This is a genomic window from Bradyrhizobium sp. BWC-3-1 (genome assembly GCF_032917965.1).
In the GTDB taxonomy this organism is placed as follows: Bacteria; Pseudomonadota; Alphaproteobacteria; order Rhizobiales; family Xanthobacteraceae; genus Bradyrhizobium; species Bradyrhizobium canariense_D.
In genome coordinates this window covers 6,130,105-6,148,740 of sequence record NZ_CP136625.1, presented here as the reverse complement: position 1 = coordinate 6,148,740, position 18,636 = coordinate 6,130,105, and the positions used below count along the sequence as shown (strand labels likewise).

Annotated in this window: 22 protein-coding genes; 11 read left to right on the top strand and 11 right to left on the bottom strand. The window is 64.8% G+C overall.

The window, feature by feature from the left end; all coding sequences use genetic code 11:
* The first annotated feature begins 1 nt into the window (after position 1).
* Positions 2-346, top strand: coding sequence for a DUF1491 family protein (locus tag RX329_RS29850; RefSeq protein WP_018458488.1), 345 nt, complete (start codon positions 2-4; stop codon positions 344-346).
* Here the strand turns inward: RX329_RS29850 and RX329_RS29845 are convergent.
* On the bottom strand, positions 343-1,329 hold the full coding sequence (locus RX329_RS29845; RefSeq protein WP_085362371.1) for a DUF2336 domain-containing protein: 987 nt from the start codon (positions 1,327-1,329) through the stop codon (positions 343-345). The genes RX329_RS29850 and RX329_RS29845 overlap by 4 nt on opposite strands.
* Positions 1,330-1,583: 254 nt before the next feature.
* Between RX329_RS29845 and RX329_RS29840 the strand changes: the two genes are divergently transcribed.
* Together RX329_RS29840 and RX329_RS29835 are read left to right on the top strand one after the other, a co-directional pair.
* Positions 1,584-1,772, top strand: a complete 189-nt coding sequence (locus RX329_RS29840) for a hypothetical protein (RefSeq protein WP_027516916.1) — start codon at positions 1,584-1,586, stop codon at positions 1,770-1,772.
* A gap of 15 nt (positions 1,773-1,787) precedes the next feature.
* Positions 1,788-2,549 (top strand): hypothetical protein, encoded by a 762-nt coding sequence (locus RX329_RS29835; RefSeq protein WP_085362372.1) that lies wholly within the window; start codon positions 1,788-1,790, stop codon positions 2,547-2,549.
* On the opposite strand, the gene RX329_RS29830 is transcribed toward RX329_RS29835, so the two are convergent.
* Entirely contained in the window at positions 2,546-3,403 is an 858-nt protein-coding gene (locus RX329_RS29830; protein ID WP_018458492.1) for a LysR family transcriptional regulator, read from the bottom strand. The two genes, RX329_RS29835 and RX329_RS29830, sit on opposite strands and share 4 nt — an antisense overlap.
* 95 nt (positions 3,404-3,498) lie before the next feature.
* Here RX329_RS29830 and RX329_RS29825 point away from each other — a divergent pair, with 95 nt between their 5' ends.
* Entirely contained in the window at positions 3,499-4,326 is an 828-nt protein-coding gene (locus RX329_RS29825; protein ID WP_026233595.1) for an MBL fold metallo-hydrolase, read from the top strand.
* 9 nt (positions 4,327-4,335) lie between these two features.
* On the opposite strand, the gene RX329_RS29820 is transcribed toward RX329_RS29825, so the two are convergent.
* The 3 genes from RX329_RS29820 to RX329_RS29810 form a co-directional block, all read right to left on the bottom strand.
* Positions 4,336-4,929, bottom strand: coding sequence for an amino acid synthesis family protein (locus RX329_RS29820; protein WP_018458494.1), 594 nt, complete (start codon positions 4,927-4,929; stop codon positions 4,336-4,338).
* A 9-nt stretch (positions 4,930-4,938) separates the two neighbouring features.
* The gene (locus tag RX329_RS29815) at positions 4,939-5,802 is read right to left on the bottom strand and encodes a fumarylacetoacetate hydrolase family protein (protein WP_085362373.1); all 864 of its coding nucleotides are present in this window, start codon (positions 5,800-5,802) and stop codon (positions 4,939-4,941) included.
* A 93-nt stretch (positions 5,803-5,895) separates the two neighbouring features.
* A complete protein-coding gene (locus RX329_RS29810; RefSeq protein ID WP_317244746.1) occupies positions 5,896-6,597 on the bottom strand; it encodes a GntR family transcriptional regulator in 702 nt (233 codons plus the stop codon).
* A gap of 111 nt (positions 6,598-6,708) precedes the next feature.
* On the opposite strand from RX329_RS29810, the gene RX329_RS29805 reads away from it, so the two are divergent.
* The 4 genes from RX329_RS29805 (at position 6,709) to RX329_RS29790 (ending at position 11,233) form a co-directional block, all read left to right on the top strand.
* Complete coding sequence (locus RX329_RS29805; RefSeq protein WP_085362375.1) at positions 6,709-7,701, top strand: zinc-dependent alcohol dehydrogenase family protein; 993 nt, start codon at positions 6,709-6,711, stop codon at positions 7,699-7,701.
* Between the two features lie 16 nt (positions 7,702-7,717).
* Positions 7,718-8,623 (top strand): VOC family protein, encoded by a 906-nt coding sequence (locus RX329_RS29800; RefSeq protein ID WP_085362451.1) that lies wholly within the window; start codon positions 7,718-7,720, stop codon positions 8,621-8,623.
* A 75-nt stretch (positions 8,624-8,698) separates the two neighbouring features.
* Entirely contained in the window at positions 8,699-9,676 is a 978-nt protein-coding gene (locus RX329_RS29795; RefSeq protein ID WP_317244745.1) for a tripartite tricarboxylate transporter substrate binding protein, read from the top strand.
* Between the two features lie 177 nt (positions 9,677-9,853).
* Entirely contained in the window at positions 9,854-11,233 is a 1,380-nt protein-coding gene (locus RX329_RS29790) for a carbohydrate porin (protein ID WP_085362377.1), read from the top strand.
* Between the two features lie 34 nt (positions 11,234-11,267).
* Here the strand turns inward: RX329_RS29790 and arsC are convergent, their stop codons facing one another.
* Genes arsC through RX329_RS29775 form a run of 3 tightly spaced genes read right to left on the bottom strand, consistent with a single transcriptional unit; the run spans position 11,268 to position 12,725 of the window.
* On the bottom strand, positions 11,268-11,669 hold the full coding sequence (gene arsC, locus RX329_RS29785; RefSeq protein WP_018458501.1) for an arsenate reductase (glutaredoxin): 402 nt from the start codon (positions 11,667-11,669) through the stop codon (positions 11,268-11,270).
* The gene (locus tag RX329_RS29780) at positions 11,666-12,370 is read right to left on the bottom strand and encodes an aquaporin (protein WP_018458502.1); all 705 of its coding nucleotides are present in this window, start codon (positions 12,368-12,370) and stop codon (positions 11,666-11,668) included. Before RX329_RS29780 ends, arsC begins: the two co-directional genes overlap by 4 nt.
* Positions 12,363-12,725 carry an ArsR/SmtB family transcription factor gene (locus tag RX329_RS29775; protein ID WP_018458503.1) on the bottom strand — a complete coding sequence of 121 codons (363 nt, stop codon included), beginning with the start codon at positions 12,723-12,725 and terminating at the stop codon, positions 12,363-12,365. Before RX329_RS29775 ends, RX329_RS29780 begins: the two co-directional genes overlap by 8 nt.
* A gap of 129 nt (positions 12,726-12,854) precedes the next feature.
* Between RX329_RS29775 and RX329_RS29770 the strand changes: the two genes are divergently transcribed.
* The 3 genes from RX329_RS29770 (at position 12,855) to RX329_RS29760 (ending at position 15,887) form a co-directional block, all read left to right on the top strand.
* Entirely contained in the window at positions 12,855-13,172 is a 318-nt protein-coding gene (locus RX329_RS29770; RefSeq protein ID WP_018458504.1) for an ArsR/SmtB family transcription factor, read from the top strand.
* Between the two features lie 50 nt (positions 13,173-13,222).
* Entirely contained in the window at positions 13,223-14,590 is a 1,368-nt protein-coding gene (locus tag RX329_RS29765; protein ID WP_018458505.1) for an NAD(P)-binding domain-containing protein, read from the top strand.
* Positions 14,591-14,705: 115 nt separating this feature from the next.
* Positions 14,706-15,887 (top strand): MFS transporter, encoded by a 1,182-nt coding sequence (locus tag RX329_RS29760; RefSeq protein WP_018458506.1) that lies wholly within the window; start codon positions 14,706-14,708, stop codon positions 15,885-15,887.
* Between the two features lie 12 nt (positions 15,888-15,899).
* On the opposite strand, the gene RX329_RS29755 is transcribed toward RX329_RS29760, so the two are convergent.
* The 3 genes from RX329_RS29755 to RX329_RS29745 are packed head-to-tail and all read right to left on the bottom strand — an operon-like array spanning position 15,900 to position 18,330.
* On the bottom strand, positions 15,900-16,700 hold the full coding sequence (locus RX329_RS29755; protein ID WP_018458507.1) for an ABC transporter permease: 801 nt from the start codon (positions 16,698-16,700) through the stop codon (positions 15,900-15,902).
* On the bottom strand, positions 16,697-17,293 hold the full coding sequence (locus RX329_RS29750; RefSeq protein ID WP_018458508.1) for an ATP-binding cassette domain-containing protein: 597 nt from the start codon (positions 17,291-17,293) through the stop codon (positions 16,697-16,699). Before RX329_RS29750 ends, RX329_RS29755 begins: the two co-directional genes overlap by 4 nt.
* Complete coding sequence (locus RX329_RS29745; protein WP_026233598.1) at positions 17,287-18,330, bottom strand: Cj0069 family protein; 1,044 nt, start codon at positions 18,328-18,330, stop codon at positions 17,287-17,289. Before RX329_RS29745 ends, RX329_RS29750 begins: the two co-directional genes overlap by 7 nt.
* Positions 18,331-18,636: the final 306 nt, after the last annotated feature.

Below are 18,636 nucleotides of genomic sequence, written 5' to 3'. Positions count from 1 at the left end.
CATGCGTTTGAAATCAAATATCTGGGTCTCAGCCTATCTGCGCCGGTGCCAGACCGAGGGCGTGTACGGCGCGGTGCGGCGTCGCGGCGCGGAGGAGGCGGGTGCGGTGTTCGTGAAGGTCTCGCTGCTTGACGGCAATGCGATGCTCTATGTGCCGGCGCCGCAGACCTCTTATGACGACGGTCGGCCGGTCGATCGCTTCTTTGTGCCGCTTGCACCGCAACCGATGCCGGAGCCCGCGGTGGAGGAGCGCCTGACCAAGGAAATCCGCTTCGACTCCGATATCTGGATCGTCGAGACCGAAGACCGCGCCGGGCGGCATTTTCTCGAGCTGGCGAAGGCCTAACGATCCGATCCGTCAGTCCCTGTCCGCACCGCGGGCGCGGAGCCGGGCTGCACGCCCGGGCGCGTCTGGCTTGCGCCCGCACGTGCGCGCTGGCGCTCGCTGTCATGCAGCGAGGGCTGGTACTTTGCGCGGGTGACGGCGAGCGTCGAGCCGCGCCAGGCGGCCAGCATCACCAGCGCCGCGCGATCGCTGAGGCGATCGTAAAGACGCGACAGCCGGTACACGTCGGTCACGGAGTTGCCGATCTCCGGCTTGAAGAACAGCAGGATACGCTGGAACACCGGGCTCGGCATGTCGAGCGCGCGCGCGGCGACTGCGAGCGCTTCGCCGCTTGCATCGTCGACGATCTGGGCTGCGACGCGCGAGGGCAGGATCAGGCTGTCGCCGAGCTCGGAGGTGAAATTCTCGACGTCGCCCGCGATCGCCGCCATCTCGAGGATCTGGATCGCGCGCTTGGCGCGCACGGTCGGAATCCGCGGCGCCGCCTTCAGCGGGGTCTGCGCCAGATTGTGCAGGATCAGCGCGCGCTCGGGGGCGCCGGCGCGGAAGAACATGTCGTGGATATCGGCCGCGTCCGTTGGCTGCATTGCCATGTTCGAGGCCATGCGCAGCTCGGCGTCGCTTGGCGTGCGAACCGGCAAGGGGGCAGGAGGGGGAGCAGAGGCGGGCGCCGGGATTTCGCGCGCGAGCGGAACCCTGCGGCCCTCCTGCGCGGCCGACAGTCCGAGCTTCTGCATGATCGGGGCGGGCGTCGACGGATAGATCGCAAGCCGCGCCTTGACGGCCGCGCGCGTCGCGTCGTCGACCTGGTCGATCAGTCGTGTGGCGAGCTCGACGAACTGGCGCTGCTCGTCGTCGCTGTGGGTGCTCGACTGGACATAGAGGTCGGTCAGCACGCGCAGCAGCGTCGGACGAACATCGACGCCTTCGCGACGGGAGAGGGTCATCAGCCCGTCGAATCCTGGAAACAACGACTTGGTCATGGAGAGATACGCGACCTGGAAGAGATACTCGCCGGCAGCCTATCGCGGGCTCCTTTAAAGGCTCGTTAAGGAAAACGAGGCGTGAAGCCGAACGGGCAATTTGAAGCGTTCTCGTGCCGCAACGGGACGGCCGGGTCCCGCCCGTGCGGTTACGGTCCCGCCGGCACGTTTACACCCCGTTAACCATGAACTGATCTTAATGAATGCATGTTGCAGAGGCGCGCCGGGTCGCGCGGCAATTGAAGAGAGCTGATATGGGGACCATCATCGAATTTCCGGCGGGTCGCCGGGTGAGCGCGTCGGGGGACGTGGCTCCGCGCGCGGACATGGGCACGATTTTGATCCTTCCCGTGATCCGCATCGAGCGCGAGAGCGACGAAACCAGCGGCGATCACGGGCCGGAGCAGGGCACAGCGCCGGGGCGCCGTCGTCGTCGCCGCTAGCCTTCGGCCTTTGCAATGCCGGAGAACCTCCGCCAGATCCGGCCCGTCGTAACGGCCATCATGCTCGCAGTGCTGGGCGCGACGCTTGCCGCCTGTAGTGGCGGCGATTTCGGCCGGACCCGCGCCGACATGCGCAGCGACGACATGCATCGCTGGCTGGGCGCGGAAGTCACCTCCAGCGTCGGTCTGAAGCCATCCCAATTCCAGCTCACCGACGAGGAGCGCCAGCTTCGCGACCTCGCCTATCCCCTGATCGAGCCGCCGCTGTCGCGGCCGGCCTGGAAGAGCGTGTTCGGCGACTACAAGGCGCTGCCCGCGCCCTGGCGGCAAAAGATCGTGTTCGATCGCACCATGTATGGTCGCACGCTGATCGACGAGCCGCACCGTTCGCACTCCTCGCGCTATACGCAGCTGATGGAGGACGTGCGCAACGACATCACCCGCTTCGAGCCGTTCTTCGCCTCCGCGATCCGCGTCATCGACCTCGACAAGAAGCGCAATGCCAGCATGGCGCGCGTCTCCTCCCTCTCGCCGAAGGAGAAGGAGGACGCGGTCGAGCGCATGCAGGAGAATTCGCTGATCATCCAGTGGGTGCAGCAGTGCCTCGAGCAGCGCGTGTCGTCCTATCGCTGGGGTCTGGAGCGGCTGGTGATCCAGGCGCCCGACGGCATGGCCGCCGATGCCGACCGCCTGATCGGCGAACTCGCCGCCCAGACCGCCAACCCGCCGGTCGCGGCCCAGCCGCCCTACGGCCGTGCGGTCGTCTCGAAGGGTTAGGATTTTCCGCGGGCGCGCGATCGTTGCCCCGCGGGCTTGCGCCGCTGCTTCCGGAGCTTGCTGACAAGATCCTTCAGCGCATCCGGTAGCGGCACGGATGCGCGATAGGCGAGCCCGACCTCGCGCTTGACCTTGACCTCGATCTCGCGCACCGCGACATCCGGATTGCCGCGCGCTACCCCTTCCGGGACGATGGCGATGCCAACGCCGGCTGCGACCAGCGCCATGGCCCAATCCTCTGATTGCGCGATCGCCGCGGTCTGTCGGGCCTGCGGGTTGCGGCGGAAGAACTCGCTTTGCTCGCAATGGCAGCGGTCGATCAAGGGGACGCCGGCGAGATCGGCGGTGCGAAGCTTCTCCTTCAGGGCCAGCGGATGCGACGGCGGCAGCGCTGCGACATAGCGCTCGCTCCACAGCGCCACGAAATGTTCGTCAGCGCGCAGCACGCTCTTGGAGATGATCCGCGCGTCGGCGCGCTCGTCGCTGCCGACGAGGCGGAGTGCGATGTCGGCGCGCGCCGTCAGCGGCTTGAGCAGTGCGATCGTCCGGGGCACGTCGAGCGTGCGCATCAGGCCGAGCGTCACATTGGTTTTGGTGCTCGGTCTCCTGAACAGGCTGCGCGCCGCGTCGGTCTCGTCGATGATGCGGCGGGCGAGCGTGTGAAACTGCTCGGCCGAGGCGGTTGGCGCGACGCCCTTCTTGTGCCGGATGAACAGCGTGGTGCCGAGCTCGGCCTCCAGATGGGTGATCGCGGTGGAGATCGACGGCTGCGAAACGAAGCAGACGCGCGCCGCCGCGGTCAGGTTGCGCTCGCGGTAGACGGCGGCGAAGTAGCGGAGTTCGCGTATGTCCATAGGATATGCCTAGAGATATTATCAATATTCGATATTTTACCTATGGATCTAACGATGACAAGAACGCTCTGCTCACAACAGGCAGGGAACGCGCGATGAAAATTCACCATCTCAACACCGGCACGATGTGCCCGATGGGGCGGCGCCTCGTGAACGGCACCGGCAGCCTGTTCCAGCGCGCCCGCATGGTCTGCCATTGCCTGCTAGTGGAGACCAATGACGGGCTCGCCCTGGTCGATACCGGCATTGGACTTGGCGATATCGCAACGCCCGATCGGCTGGGACGACGATGGCTGCGGCAGACCGCGCCAAGGCTCGATCCGGCGGAGACGGCGGTGCAACAGGTGAAGGCACTCGGCTATTCCCCCAAGGACGTGCGCCATGTGCTGCTGACCCATCTCGACCGCGATCACGCTGGCGGCGTGCCGGACTTCCCGCATGCCGCGATCCATGTCCATCGCGCCGAATACGACATGGCGGTGCAGCGCAAGCCGGCGCCGCCGGAAGGGCGCTATGTCACCGGGCAGTGGAGCCATGGACCGAGCTGGACATTCTATGGCGAAGCCGGCGAAGACTGGTTCGGTTTCAAGGGCGTGCGCGCCCTCGGCGACGCAGAGGCGGACATCCTGATGATCCCGCTCGCCGGCCATACGCTCGGCCATTGCGGTATCGCGGTGCGATCAGGCGACAAATGGCTGCTGCACGCCGGCGACAGCTATTTCCATCACGGCCAGCTCGACGCATCGCCCCGCATGCCGCTGGTGCTGGGCTATTTCCAGCGTCGCGCCGACATGGACCGCGGCATGCGGATCGCCAACCAGGTGCGACTGCGCGCGCTGAAGCTGAACCACGGCGAACGCGTCACGATCGTCAACAGCCATGATCCCGTCGATTACGAGCGTTGCCGCTGCAACGCGCATTGATCGCGCCCGTCAGCGCTGTCCGTCGTGCGCGGAGATCGCGGATGCCGCGAGGCCTCCGATGCGCGCGTGAGGCCGGCCGCCGGTCGCCATCACGAGCCCGAAGGCGATCTCGTCGCGCCGTGGTGAATCCCACAGCGTCATCTCCGCGGTGCCGAAATGGCTGCGGACATAGGCGGCGTGGATGTGCCCGAGCGGAACCATGAGCCGCGTGCCCGGACCGCCGATGGTCTTCGCCGCCGGAACGATCGCCTTGGGCTGACCGAGCACCTCGCGCATGCCCTGACCGCCGGCCTCGTGCCAGACCGCGCCGTGCTCGAGCTCGCCGTCCTCGCCGACGATGATGCCCTTGCCATAGGCTTCGATCTGCGCGGCGCCGCCGAGCTGCGCGATCAGCCGTGTTGCGAGCTCGCGCCCGAGTTCGCGCAAGGATGCCTGAAACGGCATCAGGTCGGGTTCGAAGCGGCCCGCGAAAGGATTGCGGATCACCGCAATGGCCGTCCCGACCAGCAGAGGCTTCTCCAGCCGGGGACCGCGCTCGTGCCAGGTGGTCTCGACGCTAAGCGCGGTCTTGCGGATGTCATGGGACACGTCTTGAGACGACATGCGCAGGCGCTATGCTTCGTCGACGACGGGATTGCGCAGCACGCCGATGTTCTCGATCTCGACCTCGACCACATCGCCGGGCGTGAGGAAAACAGGCGGCTTGCGAGTGAAGCCGACGCCGGCCGGCGTGCCGGTGGCGATGACGTCGCCGGGGACGAGGTCGAAGATGGTCGAGCTGTACTCGATCAGCCGCGGAATCGAGAAGATCAGCATCGAGGTGTCGGACGACTGCACCACCGCGCCGTTGACGCGCGTCTCGAGCTTCAATTTGGTGGGATCGCCGATCTCGTCCGGCGTCACCAGCCATGGTCCGAACGGGCCGGTGCCGACGAAGTTCTTGCCGGAGGCGATCTGCTGGGCGTGACGCTGCCAGTCGCGCACGCTGACGTCGTTGTAGATCGAATAGCCCGCCACGTGATCCCAGGCGTCGGCCTGGCTGATGTGACGGCCGCCCTTGCCGATGACCACGGCAAGCTCGCCCTCCCAGTCGAAATTGTCCGAGACTTTCGGCCGGATCACCGGCGCGTTGTGCGCGACCTGGGAGCGCCAGACGCGGAGGAAGATCGGCGGAAATTCCGTGATCTCGCGCTTCATCCCGAACGCCACGGCTTCATTGTGGTGGTCGAGATAATTGCGCACGGCGCAGACGATCTTCTCCGGACGCGGGATCACCGGCAGATATTTGACGTCACTGAGCGCCATTGTGGGCTTGTGCCCAGCGACGATGGCCTCGCGCCGCGCATAGTCGTCGCTGCCGAGGAAGTCCGCGAGAACAGGGTACTGGGGCAGGGCGCGACCGAGATCCACGACACCATTTTCGGCAACGGCGCCCCAGCTTTCCCGATTCCCGTCCAAAAACGACAGCAGCTTCATGGTTACGCCTCAAAGGTTGGCATTTTCGATCTTGGCTATTATTTTCGAAAATGGACCGAGGCGCAAGCCCACGGCGATAAAAAGCCGTGTCGCCTATTCAGTATCGAGCAGGTGCGCGGCGTAGGTCGCGACGTTGTCGGCGGTCGAGCGGATATGCGTCTCGATCAGTTGCACCGCGAGATCCGGATTGCGCGAGATGGCGGCCTGCATGATCGCCTGGTGCTCGCCGGCCTTGTCACGTGGGCGCGGCCGGAAATTGGCCGAAAGGTGCCGATAGCGCTCGGCGCGATCGAACAGATCGGCGCGAATGGCGAGGAGTGTCGCGGAGCCGCAGTCGGACACCAGCGCCTGGTGGAATTGGCGGTGGGCGATCTTCCATTCGGGATCGCGCAGCGGATGTTCCGGATCGCGCTGCTCGATTCGCTTCAATCTGTGCAGGGTCGAGATGACGGCGATTTCCCAGTCGTCGTCGCCCCGCTCGATCGCGCGGCGGATCAATTCCACCTCGATCAGCACCCGGGCATCGGTGACTTCCACCAGGTCCTGGCGGCTGACCGGCGCCACGCGAAATCCGCGCTGCTCCTGCGCGTCGACCAGGCCTTCGGCGGTAAGCGCCGTCAGCGCCTCGCGCAGCGTCGTGAAACTTACGCCGAATCGTTCGCGCAGGACGTCGAATCGCAGCGGCTCGCCCGGCGGAAGTGCGCAGGCAATGATCTCCTCGCGCAGCCGATGGGTGATGTCGGCGGCAACGGTCTTGCCGAATTCCTTGCGGGAGCGAATGGCGCTTTCGGACATGATTTCTGTCATTTGAATCGATGGCTCAACATGCCGCGCCAACGACCATCTTGCAATAATTTTCGTAAACGGTATGATTTTCGAAAATATGGCTGGGGAGGCGTGTGACATATGAGAGCGGTGCTGGTGCGTCAGCCGGGTGGGCCGGATGCACTCGAATTGGTTGAGCTTCCGGTGCCTGTGCCCGGACCAGGCCAGGTGCAGATTCGCGCCGAAGCGTTCGGCGTTGGGCAGCCCGATGTGCTGATCCGGCGTGGCGTCTACAAATGGATGCCGCCACTGCCGGCCAATCCGGGCAACGACGTCACCGGCCGCATTGCCGCGCTTGGGTCCGGCGTCGAGGGGCTTGCGATCGGCCAGAAGGTGCTGCTGAGCGCGCGCGACCTGCCGCAGCGCGGCGGCTGCTACGCCGATTATGTGGTCGCGCCCGCGGACGCCATTCACGTGCTGCCCGACAATGTCGATCTGCAGGCGGCCGTGTGCCTGTCGAACTACCAGGTCGCTTACGCGCTGCTGCACGAGTGCCGCCATCCGCGCGCACCGGCGAGCGTGCTGGTGATCGGGGCGGCGGGTGGTGTCGGCACCGCGCTGGTACAGCTTGCCAAGCTCGCACAGATGAATGTCATCGGCACGGTCTCCACCGAGGAGAAGGCCGCATTCGCGCGGGGCAACGGCGCCGATGAGATCATCTTCTACCGCCGCGAAGACGTGGTGGCGCGGACCCGCGAGCTGACGAAGGGCGAGGGCATCGGCCTCGTGCTCGATCACGTCTGTGGGCCTGAGTTCACCGGCTATCTCGGCGCGCTCGGCAAATGGGGGACGCTGCTGTCGTACAACGCCTTCGCCGGGTTGCCGGAAGAAAACCTGATGGCGGCGATGCGCGACCATCTCGACATCTGCCCGGCGATACGCTGCTTCTCCTTTCACATCTACGACCACGATCGCGACGGGCGTCGCGCGCTCATGCGCAATGTGATTGACGCGCTGAGCCGCAATGCGATCAAGCCGGCGATCTCGGCGGTCCTGAAGCTCGACGAGGTCAGGCAGGCCCACACGCTGCTCGAGCAGGGCTCCGCGCTCGGCAAGATCATCATGACGCCATGAGGGGGTGGATCGCACGATGACGACACAAGCACCCATTGCACGCTTCACCCGGCTCCGGCACGCGAGCTTTGCCTCGCCAGATCCCGAGCGGTTGCTCGACTATTACCGCGCCGTGATCGGTCTTGGCCGCGTCGGCCGCGACGGCAACCGCATCTTCCTCGCTAACGATGCCGAGCAGCTTTCGCTGGTGATCGAACCCGGCGACGCGGCGCTGACGAGCATCGCCTTCGAGATATCTCCTGAGGTCCAGATCGAGACGCTCGGCGCGGCGCTGAAGCAGGCCGATCTGCGGCCCGAATTTCAGAGCGATCCGCTGCCTGGCGTTTCCAGGCTGCTGTCGTTCAGCGATCCCGAAGGAACGCGCTTCGAGTTGATCCAGGGCTGGACGCCGACGCCCGCGCAGGAGCGGATCGGAGCGCTTGCCGTCAGCAAGCTCGGCCATGTCGCGCTTGCTACGCCCGATCCGCGCGCGGCCTCGGAGTTTTACGCGAACATGATGGGCCTGCGCGTCTCCGACTGGATCGAGGATCGCTTCGTGTTCATGCGCAGCGGCTTCGAACATCACACGCTGAACTTCGCCCGCGCGCCCGTCCGTGGCCTGCATCATGTCGCGTTCGAGCTGCGTGGTGCCGCCCACATGCACGAGGCCTGCGATCATCTCGCGCGGCACAAGCTGCCGGTTCTCTGGGGACCGGTGCGTCATGGCCCCGGGCACAACACCGCGATCTACCACCGCAATCCCGACGGGCATGTGGTCGAGCTGTTCTTCGATCTCGACCGCATGACCGACGAGGCGCTCGGCTATTTCGAGCCGCGTCCCTGGCATCGCGACCGACCGCAGCGGCCAAAAGTCTGGGTCGGCCTGCCCCGCGATGTCTGGGGCATGCCGCCATCGCCTGAATGCACGGAGTTCGCCCGGTAGCGGATCAAACGCGAGTTGAAGAAACGCCGCCTCGTCGCGGCCAACGATAGAACAATCAAAAGGGAGGACGCATCCATGCAACGGATGAAGCGGCTTGCTGCGGCGATTTTTCTGTTTGGCGGTTTTTTCGCAACCACTTCGGCGTCGGCGGAGAATTATCCATCGCGCCCGATCCGCCTGCTGCACGGATTTGCCGCGGGCGGGGCGGCCGACACGCTGTCGCGCATCATCGCCGACGGGCTCTCGAAAAAGCTCGGACAACCGATCATCGTCGAGGCCAAGCCCGGTGCCGGCGGCAACATCGCCGCGGATGCCATCGCGAAAGCGGCGGCCGACGGCTACACGATCGGGCTCGTCACCGGCGCTCACGCCATTTCCGCGGCGACCTACAAGAGCCTCGCCTACCAGCCGGCCGAGAGCTTCGAGATGATCTCGACGCTGGTCTATTACGCGCTCGTCATTGCCGTGCGTAGCGACTACCCGGCAAAATCGCTGGGCGAGCTCGTCGCCATGGCAAAGCAGAAGCCCGGTGCGCTCAGCTTCGGATCGGTCGGTTTCGGCAGCACGCACCATCTTGCAGGAGAGCTGTTGAACGCAGCCGCCGGCGTCGAGATCGTGCACGTGCCCTATCGCGGCGATTCCCAATCCGTCACCGCGCTGCTCGGCGGAGAGGTTCCGGTGATCGTCGGCACCCCCGTCCTGCTCGCCTCGCAGATTCAGGGCGGTGCGATCCGCGGCCTGGCGGTGACCTCGCCGGCGCGCACCGCATTGTTGCCCGACGTGCCGACGGTTCAGGAAGCCGGTATCAAGGGATATGACGTGCGCACCTGGGCCGGCCTGCTGGCCCCGAAGGGAACGCCGCCCGGCATCATCGCCGCACTCAATGCGGCGACGCTGGACGCTCTCAAGGATGCCGACCTCAAACAGCGCCTGGAGACCGCCGTCGGCGGCGAGGTTCGCGGCAGCTCGCCGGAGGAGATGAAGACGCTGATCGAGACCGAGATCAGCAAATGGATCGGCGTGGTGGAGCGGGCGAAGATCCCGAAGATCTGATGGTCGAAGTGCAAAAGTGAACATAGTACCGCCTCGCGCATGCGCTAGTTAACAGCGCGCGAATCGGATTTCCGCGCCGGCGCACATTGTTCGACGGCCCGCTTGAATGTCGGGCAGCGGCGTGCGTCATTGATCGCTCAGGAGGTGAGCGTGGCCGCCAGAGCAATCAGGTATTCGATGCGGGCGTTGATCGTTGCGGCTTGCCTGGTCGCGGCTGCCCAGTCCGCGGCTCAGGAAGACAAGAAAACCGACGACGACAAGCCTGCCGATCCCGATACAGGCGAGAGCACCATCGAGGAGAAAACGCTCGGGCTGCTGCCGAACCCCTGGCAAAAGTACGGGGTGAAGTTTGCGGCCACCTATATCGGCGAGGTGCTCGGAAATCCGACCGGCGGTCTGAAGAAAGGTGCGGTCTACGAAGGCAGGCTCAATCTCGCCGTCGATCTGGATTTCGAAAAACTCGTCGGCATCGACAAGCTGACCTTTCACGCCAACATGTTTCAGATCCACGGCGAAGGCCTCTCGCGCTCGAATCTGCAGAATTTCTTCGTCGTCAGCGGGATCGAAGCGTTGCCCTCGACGCGACTCTACGAGGCCTATTTCGAGAAGCAGTGGGGCGACAAGAAACTATCGCTCAAGCTCGGGCAGCTGGCGGCCGACAGCGAGTTCTTCAATACCAAGTACACGGATGTGTTCACCAACGCCTCGATGGGTTGGCCGGCGATCACGTCGCTTGCTTTGCCAAGCGGCGGGCCGTCGCCGCCCTTGGCGGCCGTGGGCGCGCGCCTCCTGTGGAACGTGACGGACCAGTTGTCCGTCCTTGGCGCGATTTTCGACGGCGCCCAGGCCGGGCCCGGTTCCGGCGATCCGCAGGAGCGTAACCGGTATGGCTTCAATTTCCGGGTCAACGATCCGCCGCTTCTGCTCGGCCAGGTTCAATATGCCTGGAATAACAGGAAGGGTGACCCGAACTTGACCGGCCAGTTCAAGGTCGGTGGCTGGCGTCATTTCGGATCGTTCGGGGATCAGCGCTTCGCATCCAACGGCGTCTCGCTGGCCGCGCCAACGAGCAGCGGGGAACCGCGGCTCTTGTCGGGCGATATTGGAGCCTGGGCGGTCTTCGAGCAGCAGATTTATCGGATGCCGAACAGCGACGATCGCGGCATCGGCATTTTCGCACGCGTGTCCGGCGCGCCGGCTGACCGCAATCTGGTCGATGTCTATGCAGATGGCGGCGTCGAGCTCATCGGGCTCAGCAATGCACGCCCCGACGACAAGTTCGGCATTGCCGCCGGATATGCGCATGTCTCAAAACGGGCCCAGACGCTCGACGCCGATTATGCCAGGTTCGTCGATCCGCGCTGGCCGGTGCGAAGCTTCGAGGCGCTGCTCACGGCCGTCTATCAATACCAGATCAAGGATGGCTGGACCGTTCAGCCGAACTTTCAATACATCGTCCATCCCGGTGGCGGCGCGACGGCTCCGGCTAGTCCGCTGCCGGGACGGGCATTGCGCAATGCCTCGGTTTTCGGATTGCGCACGACCCTGAAATTTTAAGTCGAGGCAAACGCGAGTGAGGCCATGTCGGCAATCATCGCGCCTCGACCACCTCGCCATCCTCCTTCACGAACCGGCCGACGGGATTGTCCAGGAGATCGATGACGGCTTCCGAGGGCCGGCACAAGCGTGTGCCCTTGGGCGTCACCACGATTGGACGGTTGATCAGGATGGGGTGCGCGAGCATCTGGTCGATCAGCTCGTCGTCCGACCATTTGGGGTCGTGGAGGCCGAGCTCCTTGTAGGGCGTGCCTTTTTCCCGCAGCAGCGCGCGAACGGAGATGCCGAGGGCCTTGACGAGCTCGACGAGCTTTTCGCGCGACGGCGGCGTCTTCAGATATTCGATCACGTCGGGCTCGACGCCGCTTTGCCGGATCATCGCCAGCGTGTTGCGCGAGGTGCCGCAGGCGGGGTTGTGATAGATCGTGACGCTCATAAGGTAGTCTCCGCGATTGGGATGGGGCCTCGCGCCTGGGGCGGTCCGAGCAGCCAGTTCATCAACAGCATGGCGGCAAAGGCTCCGCAGAGCTCCGCGAGAATGAATCCGGGCAGGTCGGTGGGACGTATGCCCGCGAACGTGTTGGTCAATGACCTCGCGATAGCCACGGCCGGATTGGCGAACGAGGTCGAGGCCGTGAACCAATAGGCCGCCGTGATGTACAGGCCGACCAGCCAGGGGACGGCCGCCCGCTGGAAACGGATGCCCGCGACGATCGTCGCGACCAGACCGAAGGCGGCGACGGCCTCGGCGAACCATTGCGGTCCCCCGGTTCGCACCTTCGCCGAGAAATCGAGCAGCGGCAGCCCGAACATCAGATGCGCCGCCATCGTTCCCGCGATGCCGCCGGCAATCTGCGCGACGACGTAAAGTGCGGCGTCGTTCACCGGTAGCTCGCGCTTGCCGGTGAAGACCAGCGTGACGGCCGGATTGAAGTGCGCGCCGGAGATCGGTCCGAGCACGGTGATCAGGACGACCAGAATGGCGCCGGTCGGCAACGTGTTGCAGAGAAGCGCAAGCGCGACATCCTTGGTCAGCGTCTCCGCCATGATGCCGGAGCCGACCACGGTGGCGACGAGAATGCCCGTGCCGAGCGCCTCGGCCGCGAGGCGGCGCGGAAGATCGAATTGATCAGGCACGGCTCCGCTCCCTTCGTCTCGGCTTGCAGCAGGCTTGCAGGGTTTCGACGACCGGCTCGCAAACTTCCGGCCGCCCGCCGCAGCAATCCCGCAGCAGGAAGACCGCAACGTCGCGGAATTCGGTGAGGTTGGCGCGGTAGACGATCGAACGGCTGTGCCGCTCGGAGGTGACGAGGCGCGCGCGCGTCAGGATCGACAGATGGGCAGATAGCGTGTTCGATGGGACTTCCAGCAGGCGGGCGAGATCGCCCGCCGCAAGGCCATCGGGCTCGTGCCGGACAAGCGTTCGGAACGCCTCCAGTCGGGTCGGCTGGGACAGCGCGGCGAGCGCCAGGACGGCTTCTTCTGTTTCCATATATCCAGACTTATGGAACTAATTGGAACGCGTCAATCCGGAATTCCATGGTGGGCGACCGAATAGTTATTTCGAATATTCTAGAAATATGGTTTGACAGTTGACATCGGCAGGCGCATCGTGGCGGCCATGAAGATCGACGACGCAGCAGCACGCCTCGAAGCTTTGGGTAACCGGACGCGACTCCAGATCTACCGGGCCCTGGTCCGGGCCGGGCACTCCGGCATGCCCGTCGGTCGCTTGCAGGACAAGCTGAAGGTACCGGCGTCGACCCTGTCGCATCACATCAAGACCCTGGTCTCGGTCGGGCTCGTCAGCCAGGTCCGGGAATCGACGACTCTGATTTGCCACGCAAACTTCGACGCGATGCGGGGTCTGGTCGATTTCCTGGCGGCGGAGTGCTGCGCAGACGAAGTCGGATGCAAGACGACGCAAACGGCGGCGTGATTTTTTTGGCTGATATTGTTCGATGATTCTAGAAGTATGGGAGAAGCCGAATGAACGCTAAGACGGTCGCCATCATCGGGGCAGGGCCTGTCGGACTCGCAGCAGCTGCGCACGTCCTGGAGCGTGGCATGTCACCCATCGTTCTGGAGGCAGGATCCGAAGCGGGGCACGCGGTGCGCCAGTGGCAGCAGGTCCAGCTCTTCTCGCCGTGGGAGTACAATGTCGACAAGGCCGCCGCGCGCCTGCTCGCGCCGACGGGATGGAATTCGCCGGACCCGAGCGCCTATCCGACCGGCGGCGAGCTGATCGATCGATATCTGACGCCGCTTGCGACGCGAACGCCATTGCGCGAGGTGATCCGGACATCCAGCCGTGTCTCGGCCATCAGCCGCGTCGGCTTCGACAAGGCGAAGACGAAGGGGCGTGAGCTGGCCCCTTTCGAAATCCGCTACCAGAACGGCAAGGGCCCCGAAGTGCTGCGCGCCGATGCGGTGATCGACACATCAGGTACATGGTTCTCGCCCAATCCTGCCGGAGGTAATGGTCTGCCCGCGATCGGCGAGCGTGAATGCGCTGGCCACATCGCCTACGGCATGCCCGATGTCCGGGGGGCCGGTCGCGCCAGATATGCCGGGAGGACCGTTGCGGTGCTCGGCGCTGGCCACTCCGCGGTGGGCACACTGATCGATCTCGTGCATCTCGCGGGCGAGGCGCCGGGGACGCAAGCTATCTGGCTGTTGCGCGCCGCCGATCCCGCCAAGGCGTTTGGTGGCGGCCGGAATGACAAGCTCGCTGCACGCGGAGAGCTCGGCAGTGCGTTCGCTGCGCTCGTTGCCTCCGGCAAGATCAGGGTGGAAACCGAATTCGGCGTCACGCATCTGGCTGAGACCGAGGGCCGCCTCGAGATCGCGGCCGGCTCGGGTTGCAGCGGACGGAGCGTGATCGTGGACGAGCTGATCGTCTCGACGGGCTTTCGTCCCGATTTTTCGTTCCTGTCCGAATTGCGCCTGCGGCTCGATCCCGCTATCGAGGCGCCGGTCGCCCTGGCGCCGCTGATCGATCCTAACGAGCACAGCTGCGGCACCGTGCGCCCGCACGGCGCCCGCGAGCTCGCGCACGAAGAGCCGGGCTTCTACATGGCGGGCATGAAGTCGTATGGTCGCGCGCCAACCTTTCTCATGATGACAGGATATGAGCAGGTGCGCTCGATTGCGGCCGATCTCGCCGGCGACAAGAAAGCCGCCGCAAGGGTGGAGCTCGTGCTACCGGAGACCGGCGTCTGCACGCGCGGCGGCGTCGAAGCCGCCGGCGCCGTATCAGGATGTTGCGGTGGGCCGGCGAAGCAGGAATCAACGGCCTGTTGCGCCGCCGACGAAGCAGCAAAGAAGGCCGGCGCTTCGGGGTGCGGTTGTTTATGAAGTCGGTTCTTGCAGCTGATGCCGGAGAGTTATCCATTGTGGTTCGTGCGCCGTTTCGGCGTGGGGGCGGGAGGACAGCATTCGTAACTTGAGCGGCCGGTCTCTGATCGCGGTGATGTGCATCGGCCAGGTCGGCAATCTGCTGCCGCACGTGACGCTATCCGCCAATCTGGCGCAGCATCTGATGCCGACGTGGGGCCTCTCGGCGGCCGAAGGCGGCTTGATGGCGAGCGGTTACGCGTTCGGCTACATGCTCGCCGTGCCCGTGCTGACGACATTGACCGACCGGATCGACGCACGGCTCGTCCTGCTCTGGGGTTCGATCGTCAGCGGGCTGGCGACCGCAGCGTTCGGAATCTTCGCGCAAGGGTTTTGGTCCGCGACCGCGATCTGGTCCCTGGCAGGGCTTGGATTTGCCGGCGCCTACATGCCGGGCCTGAAGGCGCTGACGGATCGGCTTCCCGCCGGCGATAGTTCACGCGCCGTCACGCTATACACGTCGAGCTTCTCGGTCGGCGTCGGTCTCTCGTTCCTGGTCGCGCAGCTGATCGCCGACCGTTGGGGATGGCGGACCGCCTTTCTTGTCACCGGCTTCGGTCCGATCGCGATGGTCGTCGCGTGCCTTCTGATGCAGGAGCAGCGGCCCGCGCCGAAGGCGGGGCGTCTGCTCAACTTCGCGCCCGTCTTCGCCAATCGCGAGGCGCTCGGATACATCTTCGGCTACGGCGCCCATTGCTTCGAGCTCTACGGCATCCGCACCTGGCTGGTCGGGTTTTGGACCTTCGTCGTCGCCCATCAAGGCGCCCCGTCGTGGTTGAGCCCCGTCGTGCTGAGCTTCTGCTTTGCGGTGATCTCGATGCCGGCCAGCATCCTCGGCAACGAGGCCGCGCTGAAATTCGGGCGCCATCGCGCGATCACGGTCGTGATGATCGCGTCGGCTTGCGTCGCGCTGGTCATCGGCCTCAACGCGACAGCGCCGGCATGGGTGCTGGCACTGCTGCTGCTCGTCTATGGCCTGACCGTGCCGGCGGATTCGGGCGCATTGACCGCCGGCATGTCGGCCGCGGCTGTGTCCGAACATCGCGGCGCGACCCTGGCTCTGCATTCGACGGTCGGCTTCGGCCTGTCGGCGGTCGGCGCCTGGGGCACCGGCGCCGCCCTCGATGCAGCCGGCGGCCCGCAGAGCGCGACCGGCTGGCTCTTGGCGTTCAGCGTCCTCGCGGTCGGGATTGCACTGGGGCCGCTGGCGCTGCTGTGGGCGCGGAAGGTGCAGCCTGGTGGGGCGAAGTCGATATGAGGTCGCGCAATTCTACTCGGCGGTGGAAAATCGATCGAGGCGCAATCGATGCCGATGATCGGTCAGAAGGCGAGCGCCTCCCGTCACGGCGGCGAGCGTCCCCAATCCCGTCCCGCCGGCGATCAAGAACATGATCAAGAGTTGATACTTGACGGCGTCGATCGGTTCGACGCCTGCAAGGATTTGACCGGTCATCATCCCCGGCAAAGAGACAAGGCCGATCGCAGCCATGCTGTTCATGATTGGCGTGAAGCCGCTTCTCAATGCGTCCCGCAGGACCGGCAGCAACGCCTGATACCGGGTACCGCCAAGAGCAAGGCAAGCTTCGACGGCGGCTCGTTCGCGCACCAGTGTATTCGTCAGCACGTCCAGGCCCAGGCTTATTCCCGTCATGGTGTTGCCCAGGATCATGCCCAACAATGGCAGCGCATAGCGCGGATGATACCACGGATCCGGACGTAGCTCCGTCAGGAGCGCGAACATCGTGACGGTACCGGCCGCCAGCAGCATGCATCCCGCTCCTAAGCCATAGCTCCAGATACCCGGCAGGCGTCGCTTTTGCCGAGCGACGATTTCCCGTGACGCGAAGAGAACCATGATGACGGCGGCGAGGGCGGTCCAGAGCGGCGAGACCGCGGCAAACAGGAACGTCAATACGTATCCAACGAGCACCAGCTGAAGCACCATCCGCACGGTGGCGATGGCCAGCTGCTTTTCAAGCTTGAGGCGGAGAGCGAGCGAGAGAGCGCCGTCCATGACGACAAGGAGCGCGGGCAGAACCAAATCGCCGTATGCCAAGTGAATGTAATTCACGGCCGATTGTCCTCGATCCCGCCGTCGGCATTCATCACAATGACCCTCGACCCGACGCGGCAGGCCTGGGCGTTGTCGTGAGTGCTCCAGACGACACTCGTTCCGTTCGAAATGCGTTCCGCGATCAAAGATTCCACTGCCGCCGTCGATGCCGAATCGAGGGCCGATGTCGGCTCGTCCAGGAGAAGAACCCGCGACCGCAGCATCAGCGCCCGCACTAGCCCCAGCCGTTGTCGCTCGCCGGTCGACAGTCTTTGGACCGGCCAGGGACCGCAACTGCACGGCAACCCCAGTCTCATGACCAGCGGTAAGGCATCATCCCAGCAGCTGAAGTGATCTTGCACGATGTCTGACCACCAGCCCGGCTCGGCAGCGAGGTAGGTCACCCGCTTGCGCCAAGCCGGAGCGGGCATGGCCTCCCTGAGCGTTCCGTCCAGTTCGACCATTCCTTCGTTGGGATCGAGGTCCGCGATCGAGCGAAGGAGCTGGGTCTTCCCGGCGCCAGAAGGCCCTTGCAGGGCGACGCATTCGCCGTCCTGCAAGTCGAATGAAACGGAGAGGTGCAAGCGCTTGAGCGCGCGGACCGTCAGCATGTGTCAAAGCTTCGCCGGAGCCGATCGGCAACTCGCCTCGCGATCTCCGCCGGCGCCTCGTCCGGATAAGGATGCACCGAGCTGACATTGATCTCGCCGAGGACATAGCTGTCGGTCCCGTCGGGAAGGACCGGACCAAGCATGAAGTCGGCGTCCCAAATCGCAGGCAGGTCAAGTCGCGCAATATCCAGCAACGACGTCAGCTGGGGCGTCCACTCGTCTTCCATCAACCGACGCAGCCGCTGGAAACGCGGCTCTGCGTTCGAGGTGTAGAGGCGCGGTCCGGCCTCGGAACGGGCGGCCGGCGAGTCGACCAGGGCTTTGACCTTGTGATAGCCGAAGCCGGCACAGCGATCGCCCGCCATGTAGCAACGCACCACGCCTTCGCTTAAGCGAGGCTGGAATGGTTGGTCGATCACGCTGCCGTTCTCGAAATACTCCGCGCAACGACGGAGAAAATCATCCAGCGTCAGTTCCTCGGGCGCGTCTTTCGTCGCGTCCAGCACCTTTATCATGGAGGAGGTCGGCAGACTCTCGACCTTCCAGACGCCTTGGCCGCCATTGCCCCGGTTGCGCTTGATCACGCGCGGACCAGCGGCGAGCCGTGTCGGCAACTCGGCGCGCATGGCCTCGGCGCTTTGATATAACGCCGTGTCGCATCCCCAGCCCATCGAGCGGGTACGATAGAGTACCTCCTTGGTGCCCATCTTGAGGATGACATCGGGATGAGCGCTGACCCACACGCCCTGAGCCGCGACGTCTCGCAGCAATGCGTCGAGACCAGCGCGATCTCGACGGTCTTGAATGGGGTTGACCCAGACCAGCACGCCGTCAATCGCGAGCAATTGTTCACGAACGTCCTCGGCGAAGCTTTCATCATAGATCGCCGGCTGGGCTTCAATGCCGACGGCGGCGAGTGCTTCGAAGACGTGTACGAAGCGGCTTTTTTGCGCCGTCGCATCCCGCCGCGCGGCAGCGTCTCCGCGTGAGAGGATGGCGACGGTGTGTCGATGAGAAGGGTGTCGTTCGATGTCCATGCGCAAGCTCCACGAATGGCGTGCTGCGCAGAGCTTGGACCGAGGCCTCACGGGGAGTCTGCTTTGTCCCCACGCAAAGGACACTAGCGGGGCCGTCCGCGAGTTTCAAGACATGGCTGGCGCGGTTCCGCGGAGCGGTGAATTCTTTGTGACGTTCGTCGGCGACTTCGGTGGGCCGCCCGAAGCCTACGCCCGTTGACAGCCGCCGCCCTCGGGTTTTTACTTGGGGTTCGGGGATGTGCGATCTCCCCGTGAGGCGACATGCCCAAGCATCGCGTCCTGATCACCAAGGGCGCACCATGTCAT